11 protein-coding genes are annotated in these 17,347 nt (G+C 72.3%); 5 read left to right on the top strand and 6 right to left on the bottom strand.

The annotated features are described in order from the left end of the window. Nucleotides 1-213 precede the first annotated feature (213 nt). Complete coding sequence (locus WMF36_RS00695) at nt 214-1,080, top strand: class I SAM-dependent methyltransferase (RefSeq protein ID WP_437577620.1); 867 nt, start codon at nt 214-216, stop codon at nt 1,078-1,080. A gap of 154 nt (nt 1,081-1,234) precedes the next feature. On the opposite strand, the gene WMF36_RS00690 is transcribed toward WMF36_RS00695, so the two are convergent. The 3 genes from WMF36_RS00690 to WMF36_RS00680 form a co-directional block, all read right to left on the bottom strand. Further along, nucleotides 1,235-2,371, bottom strand: coding sequence for a trans-sulfuration enzyme family protein (locus WMF36_RS00690; protein ID WP_437577619.1), 1,137 nt, complete (start codon nt 2,369-2,371; stop codon nt 1,235-1,237). A gap of 72 nt (nt 2,372-2,443) precedes the next feature. Continuing rightward, nucleotides 2,444-3,547 (bottom strand): metallophosphoesterase family protein, encoded by a 1,104-nt coding sequence (locus WMF36_RS00685; RefSeq protein ID WP_437577618.1) that lies wholly within the window; start codon nt 3,545-3,547, stop codon nt 2,444-2,446. After that, nucleotides 3,544-4,728, bottom strand: coding sequence for a hypothetical protein (locus tag WMF36_RS00680; RefSeq protein ID WP_437577617.1), 1,185 nt, complete (start codon nt 4,726-4,728; stop codon nt 3,544-3,546). Before WMF36_RS00680 ends, WMF36_RS00685 begins: the two co-directional genes overlap by 4 nt. A 235-nt stretch (nt 4,729-4,963) precedes the next feature. Here WMF36_RS00680 and WMF36_RS00675 point away from each other — a divergent pair, with 235 nt between their 5' ends. Further along, nucleotides 4,964-5,836 carry a hypothetical protein gene (locus WMF36_RS00675; protein WP_437577616.1) on the top strand — a complete coding sequence of 291 codons (873 nt, stop codon included), beginning with the start codon at nt 4,964-4,966 and terminating at the stop codon, nt 5,834-5,836. 25 nt (nt 5,837-5,861) lie between these two features. Here WMF36_RS00675 and WMF36_RS00670 read toward each other — a convergent pair whose 3' ends face one another. Both WMF36_RS00670 and WMF36_RS00665 read right to left on the bottom strand, forming a co-directional pair. Next, nucleotides 5,862-9,806, bottom strand: a complete 3,945-nt coding sequence (locus WMF36_RS00670) for a protein kinase domain-containing protein (protein ID WP_437577615.1) — start codon at nt 9,804-9,806, stop codon at nt 5,862-5,864. A gap of 70 nt (nt 9,807-9,876) precedes the next feature. Further along, nucleotides 9,877-10,803, bottom strand: a complete 927-nt coding sequence (locus WMF36_RS00665; RefSeq protein WP_437577614.1) for a hypothetical protein — start codon at nt 10,801-10,803, stop codon at nt 9,877-9,879. A 208-nt stretch (nt 10,804-11,011) separates the two neighbouring features. On the opposite strand from WMF36_RS00665, the gene WMF36_RS00660 reads away from it, so the two are divergent. From WMF36_RS00660 to WMF36_RS00650, 3 genes are all read left to right on the top strand, one after another. Then, the gene (locus WMF36_RS00660; RefSeq protein WP_437577613.1) at nt 11,012-12,424 is read left to right on the top strand and encodes a serine/threonine protein kinase; all 1,413 of its coding nucleotides are present in this window, start codon (nt 11,012-11,014) and stop codon (nt 12,422-12,424) included. 37 nt (nt 12,425-12,461) lie between these two features. Then, entirely contained in the window at nt 12,462-14,564 is a 2,103-nt protein-coding gene (gene metG, locus WMF36_RS00655) for a methionine--tRNA ligase (RefSeq protein ID WP_437577612.1), read from the top strand. Nucleotides 14,565-14,697: 133 nt separating this feature from the next. Then, nucleotides 14,698-16,074, top strand: coding sequence for a hypothetical protein (locus WMF36_RS00650; protein ID WP_437577611.1), 1,377 nt, complete (start codon nt 14,698-14,700; stop codon nt 16,072-16,074). Between the two features lie 301 nt (nt 16,075-16,375). Here the strand turns inward: WMF36_RS00650 and WMF36_RS00645 are convergent, their stop codons facing one another. After that, nucleotides 16,376-17,254, bottom strand: coding sequence for a hypothetical protein (locus tag WMF36_RS00645; protein WP_437577610.1), 879 nt, complete (start codon nt 17,252-17,254; stop codon nt 16,376-16,378). Between the last annotated feature and the right edge of the window lie 93 nt (nt 17,255-17,347).

Below are 17,347 nucleotides of genomic sequence, written 5' to 3'. Positions count from 1 at the left end.
TGGCTCGACCCGGGCGCGTCGTCGGGGGCGAATGGCTCACCCGAGGATCCAGGAGAGCGAAATGCGACTCGGCCTGTCAAGGTCCTCGTGCAGGCTCGCCACGGTTCGCGCGTGCCTCTGCTCGCGTCGTGGATCGAGTTGACGCGATGGGTCGCCTCGAGCACGGTCGGCCCCATGCGTCAGCGGTCTCCAGGGTTCGCTGCGGAGGAGATCGTGCACTCCGCTCCAGGGGTGTTCGTCGGCCCTCATGCGCCCTCGAAGGGGCTCGTCGTGCGCCGGGGAGACCTCCTCCACGCGCTCTCCACGGATGAAGCGTATGTGTTGCTGCTGGCGCTCGCACTCGCCTCCTCCGGGATCGCGTTCGAGGCGCTGTGTGAAGCGCTGTCGCGAAGGACGGAGAGCACATCGCCGGGAGAGATCGCCCGGTGGGAGCCCCTCGGCATCGTCCTCACGCGAGCGCCGCTGCAGCCGGCCGCCGCGATCTGGGGTGAAGTCCGGGACCAGGCGAGGCTCTGGGACGAGCAGTACGCCTCCGGATCCCACGAGCAGATGTGGGAGACCGGGACGAGCCAGGAGCTCATCGTCACCTATCTTGCCCTCGGCCTGCCGGTCGGTTCGCGGTGCCTCGATCTGGGCTGCGGCTCGGGCGGCGATCTCGCGTTCCTCGCGCAGCGGGGCTGCGCCGTGACGGGCCTCGACATCAGCGAGGCAGCGCTGGCGCTCGCTCGGCGGAGGTTCGAGGAGGGCGGGCTGATCGGCCGGCTCGTCCTCGGCGACGTGCTCCACGTCCCGCTCGAGGACGAGAGCTTGGACTTCATCTCGGATCGCGGCTGCTTCCACCATGTCCTCGAGGGCGATCGCCCCCGGTACGCAGCCGAGGTGACGAGGTTGCTGCGACCAGGGGGCTGGTTCCTCCTGAGAGGCTGTCGTCAGCCCGGTGGTTTGTGGATCCCGATCCTCGAGGAGGAGCTCGCGCGTCTGTTCACCGCCGACGATTTCGAGCGGCGTCCATTGCTCCCCTTCACCTTCGGAGGCGCGTCACCTGTACCGGGCGCCATCGCGCTGATGCAGCGGCGATAGACGCGGCGCTCACGCCCGCTCCGGCGGTATCGGGTACATCGCGGCCAGGTCGTCGTTCCGCCGGAACCCAAGCGCCTCCCGGTGCACGCGCAGCGCCCAGAGCGCCTCCGCCGCCACCTCCCGCTGCCGGTTGAAGGCCGCGATCCCCGGGCCGTCAGCGCGCCCGGAGCGCCTCGTCGAGGTCGGTCCAGAGGTCGTCGATCGACTCGAGGCCTATCGAGAGCCGGAGCAGGTTCGGCGGCGCCAGCGTGCGCGGGCCCTCGACGGTCGCCCGGTGCTCGACCAGGCTCTCGACGCCGCCGAGCGAGGTCGCGCGGAGAAAGACCTTCACGCGGCCGGCGGCGCGGAGCGCGTCCTCGGCGCCGCCCCGCACGAGGACCGAGAGCATCGACCCGAATCCGCCCTGCATCTGCCGCGCCGCCACCGCGTGTCCGGGGTGCGACTCGAGCCCTGGATACAGCACCCGCTCGACGCCGGCGTGGACCGCGAGCCGGCGGGCGAGCTCCAGGGCGGTGGCGCTCGCCCGGCCGACGCGCACGAAGAGCGTCCGCATGCCACGCAGCAGGAGCCACGCCTCGAACGGGCCGGGGACCGCGCCCTGCACGTGACGGAGGTGGCGGATGCGCTGCCACGCCTCGTCGTCGCGCGCGGCCACGATCGCGCCGGCGAGGACGTCGCTGTGGCCGTTGAGCGCCTTGGTGGCCGCGTGCATCACGAGGTCGGCGCCGAGGGCGAGCGGCTGGGTGTGGACGGGCGTGGCGACCGTCGAGTCGACGGCGAGCCGCGCGCCGCCCGCGTGCGCGATGTCGGCCGCGGCGGCGATGTCGACAACGTCCCAGGTGGGGTTCGCGGGCGTCTCGATCCAGACGAGGGACGTCGGGCCGCGCTGGACGGCCGCGCGGAGGGCGTCGAGGTCGGTCGCGTCGACGAGCTCGAGGTCGACACCCCACGTCGCGCACCACTCGGTCATCCAGAGGCGGAGGCCGTTGTACATCGCGCGCGAGGCGACGAGGCGCGCGCCCGGCCGCAAGAGCGCCTGCACGGCCGTGGTCGCGGCGGCCATGCCCGACGCGAACAGGCGTGCGTCGGCGCCGCGCTCGAGCTCCGCGAGCAGCTGCTCGGGCGCGCGGTACGTCGGGTTGTCGTCGCGCGTGTACTCGTGCGCGGCGGGCAGGCGATAGCCCTCGTCGCGCGCGTATGTCGTGCTCGCGTGGAGCGGCGGCACGACCGCGCCGGTCGCGTCGTCGACGAAGTGGCGCGCCTGAGCGGCGAGCGTCTCGGGAGAGGCCATGGGCCCGAGGATAGCGCGGGCGCCGCGGCGCGACCCAGGGTGGATCGACCGGCAGGACGGTCGCCCCTCGGCTCAGTCCACGCGGACGACGGCGACCTGCGCTATCGTGCCGGGGGGCTCGACGTCGACCGTCACGAAATGGCGCCCGATGCCGTCGAGCCGCTCGGGGATCGCGCCGCCGCCGCCCGAGATGTACGCAGGGATCCCCGCGTTCTCGAACGCATAGAACGAGTGGATGTGGCCGTAGAACGTGAGATCCACGCGCCCGTCCGCGAGCATCGTGAGGAGCTTGTTCGCCTCGGCGCGGCTCGCGAACGCGCCGTTGCGGGAGCCCACCGGGTCGAGGGGCGCGAGGTGCATCGTGACCACGTGCAAGAGCTCCTGCCCCTCGGCGAGCCAGCCGTCGAGCCACCCGTAGACGAGCGGATCGATCGTCGCGCTGGCCGAGTCGAGCATCGTGAACTGCACGCCCCGGAACACGAAGCGGAAGTTCCCCCGGCCAAACCACTCGTGGTAGAGGTCGTCCCGCGTGCCGAGCTCGTGGTTGCCGAGCGTCGCATAGCAGGGGAAACGGAGCGTCTTCATCTCGCGCTGGAACCGCTCGAGCTGCTCGGCCGAGCCCTGCGAGGTGAGATCGCCGCTGATGAGCGCGAAGCGGACGCCCTCCGCCTCGTTCATCCTCGCGTAGATGTCCTGAACGCGGTCGATCTCCTCCTGGACGTCGGCGAAGACCGCGAACCGCCACGGCTCGCGCCGCGCCTCGTCCGGCGGGCGCAGCGAGAGGGTCGCCTCGGCGCCGGGCGGCAGGGAGAGGCGGAAGGTGCGCTGGGTCGGAAACGGCGCGTCGACGAGCTCCACCGGCACGCGCTCGTCCCCGACGCGGGCCGAGAGCTCGGCGTCGGCGAGCATGTTCTCGATCGTGACCGCCCACGGCCCGCCCGCCTCGTCGGTGAGGCGGATCGAGAGCGCGGGCGCGCTCGCCCAGATCGAGAGCTCGCCCGGCTCGAGGCGGCGGATCGCCGCGAGCCCCTCGTCCACGGCGACGCGCGCCTGGCCCCGTGAGGCCTTTCCTACCTCCCGATCGCGGCGCGCGCGGCCCTCGGCCACGTCGAGGCAGGACAGGGCGAGCGGCGCGGTGAGGACGAGCAGCGCGAGGAGAGCGTCTCTCAGGATCATGGGGAGCCTCCGGGGCGGAAGAGCAGCGACAGGCGCCCGACGTACGCGGAGCCCGCCTGCACGTCGGCGAGCAGACCCCAGCGGGGCGAGGCGTAGAGCCGGCCCTGCAGGCCGAGGTGGCCCGGGACGCCGCTGCCGAGGCCGGGGATCTTCGCGCCGCCAGCGTACCCGTCGTGCCGGTGGCCGTAAACCACCTTGGCCTCGCCGCGCGGATACCCCGTGTGCCCGAGGTACATGCCGAAGGCGAAGTGGGGAATCAAGAGCTCGTTCCCCTCGAACGGCCGGCCGCCGTTGCGGTAGCCCTCGATCGCGATCCCCCACCCCATCTCCGCGAACGAGCCCCGCAGCGTGCGCCCGATGTGGGCGAGATCGAGCCGGCCCTGGAGGGTGACCTCGCCGGTGGTGATCGAGAAGTCGTCGGACGTGTAGCGGTGATGGGTGAGCGCGCCCTCGAGCTCGAGGAACGAGCCGTCCGCCGCGCGCGGGCCGTCCGGCGTGCCGGGGCCGATGAAGCGATGCGCGGCCTCGGCGCGGAGGCGCGCATTGTCGTCGTTCAGGCCAAACCAGCCGGAGCCCGAGAGGCGGAGCGAGCTCAGGCGCAGATCCATGCCTGGCACGAGAAACGTGCGGTAGGCGAACGTGGGGTCGTGGACGTAGGCCAGCCCGAGCTGCGTCTCGACCCAGGGCAGCGACGAGGGAGGGCTGCCGGTGCCGCCCTCCGGGGCGAGCACGCCATAGAGATCCGCCAGAAGGGAGATCCCGAACAGGCCCACGCCCGTCACGGAGGCGAGCACGATCGGCGCGATGACGCGCCGCGAGGCCCCGGAGACCGCCGCCCCCGCGAGCCCGCCCACGGCGAGCCCGGCCCCCGCGCCCTCGAGCGCCAGGAGGGTCCACCCCGTGCGCGACTCGCCCAGGATCAGGTGCCCGGTGCCGTGCGCGAGGACTCCGGGGAACACCGCGCCGGCCGCGGCGAGGGCGCGCCGCCCGGTGGAGACGTCCTTCCTCGCCGGCGCCGCGGTCGCCGGCGCCTCGCCCGGCGCGGCCACGGCGGGGGAGCCCGGCGCGGCCATGGCGGGGGAGCCCGGCGTGCCCTCGCCCGCGTCGGCCTGGGCCGGCGCGGTCACGAGGAGGAGCAGCAGGGCGAGGAGGTGGCCTGTTGTGCGCGGGGGCCTCAGCATCGAGCTCTGCGTGGCGGACGTCTACCGTGGCACGGCCGCGCCGGATTTCTGGCGGTGGATGTGCTTGTCATCGTTTCTTGAGCCCATACGTTGCATTCAGCAAGAAGGGAATATTCGCATGAGCACGGGTCGAACTTTACGGGTACCGGGGCTTCCGATCGCGCTGGCGGCGATCTTCTCTCCGTTCGTCGCCTGCTCGACGGACCCAGCGCCTCCGTCCGGCACCTCCTCCGACGTGCCGCAGCATCCTGCATCCTGCTCGTACAGAGTCACGACGAGCGTTTACGACGGGAGTCCGGACTACTGGGGCACGATCGAGATCGAGAATACCGGATCGACCGGCTGGACGAGGCCGGAGGTCGCGTTCGGGGTGCCGAGCGGCGCCACGTGCGATGATCACGAGGCGGGCTGGACCCATACGCAATCCGGGTCCACATGCACGTATTCGAGGACCTCCAGCGTATCGGTGGGTCCGGGCTCGTCGTTCACGTTCCATTTCTCCACGACCTCGGACGCCTCGTTCACCCCCTCGAGCATCGAGCTGACGGATCCGAGCTGTGGCGGCGCCGGCTCAGGCGGCGGCGCCGGCTCAGGCGGCGGCGCCGGCTCAGGGGGCGACACCGGCTCAGCGAGCACCGCCGGCTCAGGGGGCGCCACGGGCTCAGGGGGCGCCACGGGCTCAGGGGGCGCCACGGGCTCAGGGGGCGATACCGGCGTGGTGTGGCGCACGGCCAGCCTGACGGAGTTCGAGTCGTACCCCGACCCAGGCAGCGAGGAGTGCATCAAGTTCAACGGGTGCATGTGGGCAGGTCAGTTCGCGGCGCTCGAAGGGCAGCAGTCGGAGAGCTGGGTCCAGGAGCACAACATCGCGGCCGTCCACTCCAAGGACTTCGAGGCCTACAAGCTGAAGACCCTGCGTCTCCGGAAGGATGGCAAGGAGATCGACGTCACGGTGTACGACATGTGCTCCGACTCCGATTGCAGCGGGTGCTGCACCGAGAACGCCCGGCCCTCGGGATTCCTGATCGACATCGAGAAGTACACGGTCGAGCGGTTCGGGGTGCCCGCGGACGGCCAGGTCGAGTGGAGGTGCCTCGACTGCGACTGAGGCGCGCCTCTCCTGCTCCGGCCAACTACGCTCCTCGCTGCCGTTCGAGCCGCTCCCGCATCACGTTGGGGATCCTCCCCGCCGCCTCGATCGCCCTCGCGAGCGCCGCCTTCCCCTCCTCGTGGCGGCCGCGCCGGGAGAGAGCGCGCGCCCGCGCCTCGATGACCTCGATCTGCTCCTGCCCCACGAAATGGCGAGTGGACCGCTGCTCGATCTCGTCCCATTCCTCGTCGCTCGCCTCCCGCGTCGCCAGGTCGATCATCGACCACAGCACCTCTTCCGCGGGGGTCATCGCCGTCTGTTCGCCCCCCGCCACGGCGGCATTCGCCTGCTGAGCCCGGATGGGCTCGATGATCTCCCGCGCCCTGCCCTCTTCGCCCTGGTAAAGGAGCAGCCTCGCCTGAAGGAGCTGCACCACCGGCCGTATCTCCTCCCCCCGCCGCTGGCGCTCCAGCGACATGGCCCGCTCCACGTGCGGCACGGCCGCGTCCAGGTCACCCATCAGATAAAGGTACTCGCCCAGGTTGAACTCGCTCACGAGCTCCAGCATCCCGAGACCCAGCTCGCGCGAGATGGTGAGCAGTCGACGAAAATCCAGGATCATCCCCGCGTTGTCCCCGAGGCACGCGCGGAGCATCGCCCGGTTGTTGATCGCGGGCCCGAGGTGCACGAGATCGCCGCGCTCCTCGCACATGCGAATCGCACGATCCAGCACCGCGCCTGCCTCGTCCAGCTTGCCCAGCCCCGGGTAGATGAAGCCCAGGAGGAGCAGCGACACCACGAGCGTCTCGTAGCCCTCGTCGCCCACCCCTTCTGCCTGCGCCGCCGAGCGCTCGAACTGATGCGCCGCCTCCTCATCGCGGCTCTCGCGGTGAAGCGAGCGCGCCGCCGCCATCGAGAGCCGCGCCGCCAGCGCGGGCGGCAGATCGCCGCGGACGAGCGCCCTCGCGTCCTCCACGCGCTGATTGGATCGGCCGTAGTCGTCCATCCAGTCGAGCACCGTTGCCTCATCGAGCAGGACCTCGATCTGCTCGATCACGTCGCCCTCCTCGACCGCCATCGCGCGCGCGCGATCGAGGTCTCCGAGCGCGTCGTGGTAGCGACCTAGCCGGTAGCGCATCAGCCCCCGGCCCCGGTACGCCGTCCTCCGCCGCGCGCCGCGCTCCGTGGCCGGCTGCGCGAGCCCGCGGCTGTAGTGGAGCTCCGCCTCCACGTAGGCGTGCCGCCCCCGCGCCCGCTCGGCCATCGCCAGGTACGCCTCCTCCGCGACGTCCGCGAGCCCCGCCTCGGCGGCGTGGTGCGCGATCTTGAACCGCCGCTGCTCCCGGCCCTCGTGATTCGCCTCGAGGTGGTGCTCGTACGCCGCCTGGTGGATCTGCCGCCGCTCGGCCTCGGCGACGTCCTGCGCGACAGCCTCCCGCACCAGCGCGTGCCGGAAGCGCAGCCCGCCCTTCCGATCGCCGACCAGCACCCCCGCCCTCAGCAGCCGCTCGGTCCCGACGCGCGTGTCGAGCGGGAAAGCCGCGCCCTCGCCGCGCTCGTCCAGGTGGCGCAGCACGCCCGCGATCTCGTCGCTCGACACCTCGGCGCCGAGCAGCGAGACCAGCCGCGCGTGCGCCCCGAGCGCCGGCCCGAGCGCCGCGATCTCCGCCTGCGCCAGCGGATCGAGCGACGGCAACGCGGGGAGCCGATCGAGCTCGTCGGTCGCCAGGTACCACGCGTCTCCCCGCGGGTGCCGGCGCAGGATCCCCTCGCGCTTGAGCCCGTGCACGAGCTCCACGAGGAGCAACGGCACCCGCTGCGAGCGCTCGAGCAGGCGATCGATCGCCGGCTCCGGCACGTCCCGCGCGGGCAGGAGCAGCCGCCGGCACAGCGCCCGCGCGCTCTCGTCGTCCAGCGGATCGAGCCGCAACACCTCGCGCCGGGCGGCGCGCTCGCCCCAGGAAGGGTGCGCCTCGGCGAACGCCGGGCGCCCCATCGCGCAGATCCACAGCGGCGTGGCCTCGTCCGCGAGCGCCGCGTACTCGAGCGCCGCGAGCGTCGCGTCGTGGGCGAAGTGCGCGTCGTCGAGGATGACGATCACGGGCGACGCGGCCGCATGCCGGCGCAGGCACTCGCCCGCCGCCCGCACGCGCGCCGAGCGCAGCGCGCCGGGCGCGGCCCGGAGCGCCTCGATCTCGGGGAAGATCTCGCCGCCCGTCTGCTCGTCCACCCACCCGAGCGCCATCGCGAGCCCCGAGCAGAGCTCCTCGCCGAGCGCGGGGCCGAGCCGCTCCGCGAGCGCCGCGCGGACGCCGCTCTCCGGGGGCTCCTCGGGCATGCCGAGCGCCTCGCGCACGAGCTCGTGGAGCGTCGCGTCCGAGGCGGCGCTCGTCGGCTCGTGCCCGCGGAGGTCGATGATGTGGGCGTGCGGCAGGCGCTCCCGCAGCTGCTTGCCGAGCTCGACGAAGAGACAGCTCTTCCCGTGGCCGGGCCCGCCCGTCACGGAGACGGCCGTGGGCTGCTTCAGGCGGAGCGCCTCCTCGGCGCTCTGCAGGAGCTGATCGAGGATGTCGCGACGGCCGATGAACGCGCCGGGGCGCGTCGCCTCCCGCGTCTCGTCCTCGGCGCCCGGCGGGAGCTCGTCGCCCGCCGCGACGCGCGACGGCTCCGGGAGCGCGGCCGACGCCTCGGGCGTGAGGAACGGCCCGGGCGGCCCGGCGGCGGAGGGCCACCGCTCGGCGCGCGAGAAGAGCGGGCTCAGGAAGCGCCGCGCCCCGTCCGGGCGCGCCTGGATCGACACGGGCGCGAGATCGATGAGGACCCGCGCGCACGTCCCGCGTCGGAGCAGCTCGTCGGCCGCGCGCCGCGCGCGGTGCGCGGGGCTGGCCGCGCCCTCCTGGGGGAAGGCGCCCACGTAGCGCGCGCCGGAGGCGTGCGCGAGCTCGCCGCCGAGCGCCCGGAGCCTGCGCTGCACGGCGACGCGATCGGCCGCGCTCTCGAAGAACAGGAGCCCCATCGCGCGGCGCTCGATGCCGGCCACGGAGCGCGGCGCCTCGCGCGCGCTCGTCGTGAGCTCGTCCCGGAGCGCGCGCTCCAGCGCCACGCGGAGCTCGGTCGCGCTCGCGAACCGCTCGCCCCTTTCCTTGGCCAGGCAGCGGTGCACCACCTCCTCGACCGCCCGCGGCACGGCCGCGCTGGCCGAGAGGCGCGGCGGCCTGCGGCTCCGGTGGTCCTCCAGCACCGCCGCGCGCGGCCCCCAGAACGGGGGCCGGCCCGCGAAGAGCTCGTACAGGATGACGCCCATCGCGTAGATGTCGGCGCGCGCGTCGAGATCGGCCCACCCGGCGGACTGCTCCGGCGCCATGTACTCGGCCGTCCCCACGGCGAGGTCCTCGTCCTGCCCGTCGTAGCGCCGACCCACGACGCGGGAGATGCCGAAGTCGATGAGGGTCGCCTTCGCCTCATCGGCGAGGATGTTCTCGGGCTTGAGGTCGCAGTGCACGTAGCCGCGCGCGTGCACGGCCTCGAGGGTCGAGAGCGTCGCGAGCCCGAGCCGGGCGGCCTCCTCGAGCTTCGGCGCCGGGCGCGCCGCGAGCCGGGCGGCCAGCGTGGGCGCGGCGATGTGCTCGATCACCGCGTAGGGCGAGCCGTCGTCCAGCGCCCCCCACCCGTGCACGGCCGGCACGTGGGGGGCGCCGACGGACGCGAGCGCCTCGATCTCACCCCGGAGGCGCTGGCCTGCGCCGCGGCGGTCGGCGCGCGCGAGCTTGATGGCCACGCGCGCCCCGCCGCCCTCGGGCTCGGCCTCGAAGACGAGGCCGAAGCCGCCCTGCCCCAGCGTCCTGCGGGTCCAGTAGCCGGGGAAGCGAGGCAAGGCGACGGGGACGACCGCCGTGATGTCCGGAGGAATCGACGACTGGCCGGCGGGAGGCCGAGCGGACTGCGCGCACTCGGGGCACGCGCCCTGGTTCCGCCGTCCGCAAGCCAAACAGCGCCCCGCTTCCCAGGCCGCGCGTTCCGCCTCCTTGCCTCGCAGGGCTTCCGAGCGCATTCGAGCCCTAGGGGGAGGGAGCGGGCTTCAAGAACGTGGTCATCACCTGGTCCCAGCGTAGCCAAGGCGAGGCCGAAGGATTCACGAGACACCCCCTGTAGAAGCCGTTCACGTAGTCCACCCCGTTGCACACCGTCTCGCAGGAGCCCACGATCACCATGGGACCACACTGCTGAACGGTTGTCGCCCCGGTCACCGGGTCGACGCTGACGTGGCCGACCGCACAGTCGCGTTGCACCTGGCGCGCGCGTGCGATGCTTCCTGGGGCTGATGAGTAGCAGGCCCGCAGAAAGGGTGCCTCCGTCGTGGAGAACAGGTTGCCCCAGAACGCGCCCTCCCTCACCGGATAGGCCGCGCGCTCCGCCGGAGTCGACGTCATCTCGTTGTTGCGCAGGGAGATGCTCACCGAGATACCGTACCAGTTCATCCGCGCGGCGAGGCAGGCCGTGAGCTGGCTCTGAACATAGGTGTTGTTGGTCGTGGCGGTGCCGAGGGGGGTGGTCGTCCACCAGTGCGCGTAGCCGAGGTCGCCACGGTACACTTCCGGGTGGGCGACCCCGGCGCTGTCGGTCCATGAGAACGAGAACGTCTGGTCGGGGCGCAGCGCACAGCTCACGACGTAGCGAAGGAGGTCTCTCGACAGGGCGCCGTTCGCTCCCGGATTCCTGATGGCCGACAGCGCGTTGACGCTCAGCGCGTTGACGCTCAGCGCGTTGACGCTCAGCGCGTTGAGGGCCAGCGAGTTGACGCTCAGCGCGTTGACGCTCAGCGCGTTCGAGAGGAAGCCGTTGTCGCTCTCGAGCGCGCTCTCGGCTTCACCAAGGAGCGCTTCCGATTCAGCGTCGAGCTCGGCTCCGATGCAGGCGGTGGTAACCAGAGGTATGACGAGGCATGCAGCGAGACGCGTACAGCAAAGTTCCATGACGGTCTCCACCTTTCATCGCGGGTTTTTGAAACGAGGTCGAGCTATGGGAAAGTTTAAGTTACCATTTGGAAACGCTCCTGTGTATGCCTTCGCATAACTTCATAAAAACTATTACCCGATCAGAAAACTATTGCACCATTGAACTCACGCAGCTCACGCAGCTCACTCAACGCACGCGCAGGTGGTGCGACGTCAACACACCATGCGAAGAGGCGACATGACCGACGACGACGAGGCCGAAACCAGGACCTTCTTGTACTCTGAAAGGCTCGCCGCGCGCGGCGAGCTCCCGCCGGGCACCCTGGCCGGCGAGTACATCCTCGAGGAGTTCATCGCTCGAGGCGGCTGCGGCGCGGTCTATTCGGCGCGGCACAGCCGCTCGGGGAGGCGGGCCGCTGTCAAGGTGCTGAACGAGGCGGTGGCCCACTCCCCCCGCGTGCTCGAGCGGTTCGCGCGCGAGATCGAGGTCCTGCGCAGGATCTCCCACCCGAGCATCATCGAGATCTACGAGGTCGACAAGCTCGACGATCACCGGCCCTTCTATGCGATGGAGCGCCTCGAGGGCCAGACGCTCGACGCCTTCATCAGAGCCGAGACGCGGCTCGCGCTCCGCGATGTGCTCGAGCTGATGGAACCTGTGTGCGCGGCGCTGGGGGCGGCGCACGCAGCGGGGATCATCCACCGGGATGTCAAGGCGAGCAACATCTTCATTTGCTCGGGCCAGCCGCGCACCGTGAAGCTGCTCGATTTCGGCATCGCGAAGATGCTGGCCCCCGAGGAGAGCTCGACCTGGCTCACCACCGCCGGACGTATGCCCGGGACACCATCGATCATGGCCCCGGAGCAGATCCTTGGCGGACCCATCGATGCGCGGGTGGACATCTATGCTCTCGGGGTACTTCTCCATCGCATGCTGGTAGGCCGGTTACCATTCCACACACATGACACGGACGAGATGGTGCGGAAGCATCTGGAGGAGATGCCGCTGCCCCCGAGCGTGCGGGTCCCGCTGCCTCCCGAGCTCGACGCGGTGGTGCTGCGGTGCATGGAGAAGCAGCGGGAGCGGCGCTACAGCTCGGTCGAGGAGCTGATGCGCGCGCTCGGCGAGGCCATCGGCGGACCGTCGTCGTCGGTGTCGAGCCGTCCCGAGCCGAGGCTGCCGGGGGTGGCGGTCTACCTGGAGGTGCGGACGCGCGGCGGCGCCGACGAGCTCGACGACGCCCTGGTCGCCGATATCGGGCAGGTGCTCGACCTCAGCGAGGCGCAGCTCGCGCGCGCGGGCTTCATCCTGGCGTCGATCACCGGCAACGAGGTGCTCGGGGTGCGCCTCCTCCCGAGCTCCGCGATCGAGGAGCGGCGGGAGCGGCGCGCGGCGCTGGATGCCGCGGCGGCGCTCCACGAGATGCTCGTCCAGCGCCCGGACGCGGACGCGCGCGTGCACGTCAACGTGTGCGTCCACGCGGACGAGGTGCAGGCGCGCCCCGGGCCGCAGCCCGAGATCACGGGGGGCGCGCTGATGAACGCGGGGCAATGGGCGCCGGCGGGCGAGGTGCACGGCGTGTTCGCGACGCCGAGCGCGACCGCGGGCCTGGCGAGCAGCACCCCGGCAGACCCGACGCCGGTTCGATGACGGCGGTGACGGCGCCGCATGGTAAGAGAGCGCCCCCATGGCGAGCCGCTTCTACGTCACGACGCCCATCTATTACATCAACGACGTCCCGCACCTCGGCACCGCCTACACGACGATCGCCGCGGACGTGCTGTGCCGCTATCACCGGATGCGCGGCCACGAGAGCCGCATGCTCACCGGCACGGACGAGCACGGCCTCAAGATCCAGCGCGCCGCCGAGGCGCGCGGCATCGCGCCGGGCCCCCACGCCGACGAGATCGCCGCCGTCTTCCGGGCCACGTGGCCGAAGCTCGGCTGCGCTCCGGATGACTTCATCCGCACGAGCGAGCCGCGCCACAAGCAGGCCGTGCAGGAGCTGTGGCGCCGCATCCAGGCGCGCGGGGACATCTACCTCGGCCACTACGAGGGGCTCTACTGCGTCGGGTGCGAGGCCTACTATACCGAGAAGGACCTGAAGCAGCCCGGCAACGTCTGCCCGCTGCACCACAGGCCCGTCGAGAGCGTCAAGGAAGAGAGCTATTTCTTCCGCCTGTCCAGGTACGGAGACGCGCTGCTCGACTACTACAAGCGCAACCCGACCTTCGTGCAGCCGACGACCCGCCTGAACGAGGTGACGAGCTTCGTGCGCGAGGGGCTCCAGGATCTGTCGGTCTCCCGCACCACGTTCCAGTGGGGCATCCCCGTCCCGGGCGACCCGAAGCACGTCATGTACGTCTGGTTCGACGCGCTGGCGAACTACCTGACCGCCCTCATGGAGCCCGAGGACAACACGCGCTTCTGGCCCGCGGACGTGCACCTCGTCGGCAAGGACATCCTCCGCTTCCACGCGGTCTACTGGCCCGCATTCCTGCTCTCGGCCGGCTACGGCGAGGCGGAGCTGCCGCGCCAGGTCTTCGCCCACGGGTTCCTCACCTACAGCGGACAGAAGATGTCGAAGACGCTCCGCAACACCATCAGCCCCGTCGAGGTGGCGGAGGCCCTCTCGGAGGCGGCGGCCGCGGCCCTGCCCGGCGGCCCGGGCGCCGCGGCCGGCGCGCCGCCCGTCGGGGTGGACGTGGTGCGCTATTGCCTCATGCGCGCGATCTCGTTCGGTCAGGACGGGGATTTCAGCATCCAGGACCTGCTGTCGCGGTACGCCTCGGAGCTCGGCAATGCGCTCGGCAACCTGCTGAACCGGGTGCTCCCGTTCGCCGACGAGGTCCCCGAGAAGGGGGCGCCGGGCCCGCTCGAAGAGGAGCTCAGGAGCGCGCAGCAGCAGGCCTCGGCGGCCGCGGCGGGGGCGTTCGACGCGCACCAGCCGACGCGCGCGCTCGACGCGATCTGGACGGTGGTCGCGGCGGCGAACCTCTACGTCGACAAGGCCGCCCCATGGGTGGCCAAGAAGACCGACCCGAAGCGCCTCGGGACGATCGTCGGGACCCTGATCGAGCAGCTCGGGGCGATCAGCGTGATGATCTCCCCCGTGATGCCGGTGGTGGCGAGCAGGATGCGCGAGCAGCTCGGGCTGCCGCCGATCGCGCCCGAGGTGGGCAGCGATCAGTGGCCGTTCAACGCCCCTGCCCGCAGGCCGGGCGAGAAGCTCCGCAAGGGCGCGCCCATCTTCCCGCGCCTCGAGAAGGAGAAGGAGGCCGAGCTGCTCGCCCGGTTCGCCCCGCCGCAGCCGGACGCCGAGGCGACCAAGGCGATCCCCGAGGCGAAGGGCACCCCGGAGGCGAAGGCCGCCCCGGAGGCGAAGGCCGCCCCGGAGGCGGAGGCCACGCCCGAGGCGAGCGGCGGCGCCGAGGCGGCCGCCCAGCCGGCGCGCCAGGGCAAAAGCCCCGTGGCGTTCGACGATTTCGCCCGGCTGGACCTCCGGATCGGCGTGGTCACGAGCGCCGAGCGCGTGAAGAAGAAGGACCGGCTGCTCGACCTGCGCGTGGACACCGGTGACGGCGCGCCCCGGCGCATCATCTCGGGCATCGCGGCGAGCTACGCCCCGGAGGAGCTGGTCGGCCAGCGGGTCGTCGTCCTCTGCAACCTGCCGCCGCGCGACTTCGGCAAAGGGCTCGTGTCCGAGGGCATGCTGCTGACCGCCGAGGTCGCGGGGCGAATCCGCACCCTCACGGTCGACGGCGCCGCGCCGGGCACACCGGTGCTCTGACACCGCGCGTGGCCGCCGCGCCGCAATCGTGCTTTTCGCGGCGGCGGGCGGGGGCCTCCCGGGGAAGCCGGTCCGCGCGCCGGGGGACATGCTAGCCTTGCTCGATGCGTAGTCGCCTTGGCTCGAGGAGGCGGTGAGCATCGCGCTGCGGGGACGCGAGGCCGTGGCCCTGGCCATCGCGGTCGCGGCGCACCTCGCGATCCTCGCCGCGCCGACGCCCGAGCGGCCCCCCGAGGCCCCGGCCGGGCCGCCGCCGCTCGTGGACGGCATCGAGTTCGAGCTCGAACCGCCGGCCCCCCGGGGCGCCGCGGCGGCGCCGGCCGGAGGCGAGGCGGTCGCGAGCGATCCGGAGAACGCCGGTGAGGTCGGCAAGGCCGCTCCGGCCGAGAAGACGCAGGCGCCCGCGCCGGGCGCCGCGGCCGCCAAGGTCGCCTCGACCGAGCGCGCGAGGCCGGCGCCGGCCGCGCCTGAAGCGCCCGCCGCCGAGCCGAAGGATGCGCCGGAGGCCGCGGCGCCGGAGGTCGCGGCGCCCGCCGCCGAGGCCGCCGGGCCTGCGGCCGAGGCGCCCGGGCCCGTGGCCGAGGCGCCGGGAGCCCCGGCGACGGCGCCGCCCGGCGGCGAGTACAGCGGGCCGCCCCCCGCGGCGGGCGGGGACGTCGCGCTCGCGCCCGGGATCGGGACGTCCCTCTGGACCGTGCCCGGCCTGCTCCCCGGCCCCGACGCGCCGCGCGCCGCCCCGACGGCCGCGCCGCGCGCTCGGCCCGTGGATCCGGCGATCGCGGGCAAGGTGCTGAACGAGACGGTGCACGGCAAGGACAAGAGCGTGGGGATCAGCGTCCCGGCGGCGGGGGTGGTGGCGAGCACCCTGGCGGACACGGTGCGCTCCTCGACCGCGCCCCTCGACGCGCGCGCGACCTTCGAGGTCAAGCTCGGCGCCGACGGCCAGGTCCTCGGCGTGCGGCTGGTGAGCGCGTCGGCCGGCGACGGCCCCACGTGGGATCGCATCGTGGACGCGGCCAAGGGCGCGCTCGCGGCGGGCGCGCTGCAGATGGGGTCTGACCGGCAGCCGGTGACCGTGACGGTCAAGGTCCAGTCCAAGGTGCAGTATCCGTCCGGCAGCCGGAAGAAGCCCAAGCCGGAGCTCGTGTGCGCCGAGGAGGTGTTCGAGCAGATCGCTCAGGCGATGGAGAACCCGAACATGCTCGGCGGTCGGCGCGGCGCGGACGACGGGGCGCCGCAGGCGGCCGACATGGATGAGGAGGAGAGAAAGAGGCTCTTCTGCATCCCTATCGGGCTCCGCGTGAAGGGCGATCTGTCCGATATCGGGGCGCACAAGGTCAACGTGGTGTCGGCGTCGTTCGCGGTGAAGCGCGAGGGCGAGCGCGCCCTGCCGCACGAGGACATCCTGCCGGTCGACACGCGCGTGCCGTGGGCGCCCAAGGACCCGAAGAAGGTGAAGCCTCCGCCGCGCCCGAAGAAGAAGTGGAAGAAGAAGAAGAAGGAGCCCTGAGGCCGCATCCAGAACCTCGCCGGGGGATCGCGGCGATGGGCGCGACCCGTCTTTTCTTGGAGGCGCGTCCACCGGGAGACGGGTGCCACCCATCTTTTCTTGGAGGCACGTCCACCGGGAGACGGGTGCCACCCATCTTTTCTTGGAGGCACGTCCACCGGGAGACGGGTGCCACCCATCCTTTGTTGGAGGCAGGGCTATCGCGGAGATGGGTGCGACCCGTCTTTTGGCGAAGGCACGTCCACCGGGAGACGGGTGCCACCCATCTCCCGCGGGGACGCGGCGCCTCACGCGGATGGGTTCACGGCATGCCGCCCGCCCCGAGCGGGGGCGCCGGGACGACTTCGGGCTTTCTGGCGGGGGCTCTTCGACGGGACCTCGCAAGGTCGTCGACCATCTCGACGTAGGGCGCCAGCAGGAACGCGGCCAGCGCCTCGCTCCCCGGGATCTCCGGATCGGCGTGGCCCTCGATCTTCTGGATCAGGCTCCGCAGCGCATCCCGGGCGGCGGTCCACTGCGGCCGGCCATCGGTCGGCCCGCCCTCCTTTGCGACGACCACGGTCGTGAAGCCATAGGCCTCGCCGAAGCGCGCGTGGGCGACGACGAGCTGCCGGTGATGCCGCGTCCCGCCGAACCCCTGGATCACCGCCTGTGCGCGCTTCTCCTCCAGCGTCTTCATCCGCTGCACCATCGCGGCCCACTGGACCCGGGGCCGGCGCGTGATGAAGCGAAGCCCCTCGGGCGCCGGGAAGAGCTGCGCGTAGAGCCAGCGCGCCTCGGACGGCGACGGCGTCTCCCCGTCATCGGAGAGCCCGGCGGCCCCCGCGTTCCACTGCTCGAACGCGCGCCATCGGTCATCGCTGTGGGTGTTCGCCGCGCTCCGCTCGGCCTCGCTCGCCACCGAATGGCGCTGGTCGGCCCGCGCGCTCGCCCGCAGGCCGCGGAACCCCTGGAGCTCTGTCGCGGCCGCGTCGAAGCGCCGCCACGGCCTGTCGATGTGCGGCGGCAGCGCCGCGAGGGGCTCGACCCCCTTGGGCAGCGACGCGTCGCCCTCCTTGCGCTTGCCGCCCTTCGGCCGAAGCACCGCCGCGATCCGCGCGCTCACCTGATCTCGGAGCCCGATCACGTCGTCCGCGACGAGCTCCGGGGGGAGGACCATGGTCGAAAATGATTCACTCACGGGGAAAACCTCCTGCGATGTCTCATGGGATCTGGCCTGCCGCCGCGGCGGCACGCCGTGGTTTCGTTGCGGGGCGGCGGAGCGGCAACAGAC

This window comes from Sorangium sp. So ce887 (genome assembly GCF_051521455.1).
Classification (GTDB): Bacteria; Myxococcota_A; Polyangia; order Polyangiales; family Polyangiaceae; genus Sorangium.
This window is presented reverse-complemented; position numbering and strand designations above follow the sequence as displayed.

Excerpts from the sequence above, each read along its gene's own strand:
- WMF36_RS00690 (WP_437577619.1), bottom strand. The coding sequence starts at position 2,371 with ATGGCCTCTCCCGAGACGCTCGCCGCTCAGGCGCGCCACTTCGTCGAC.
- WMF36_RS00685 (WP_437577618.1), bottom strand. The coding sequence starts at position 3,547 with ATGATCCTGAGAGACGCTCTCCTCGCGCTGCTCGTCCTCACCGCGCCG.
- WMF36_RS00680 (WP_437577617.1), bottom strand. The coding sequence starts at position 4,728 with ATGCTGAGGCCCCCGCGCACAACAGGCCACCTCCTCGCCCTGCTGCTC.
- WMF36_RS00660 (WP_437577613.1), top strand. The coding sequence starts at position 11,012 with ATGACCGACGACGACGAGGCCGAAACCAGGACCTTCTTGTACTCTGAA.
- metG (WP_437577612.1), top strand. The coding sequence starts at position 12,462 with ATGGCGAGCCGCTTCTACGTCACGACGCCCATCTATTACATCAACGAC.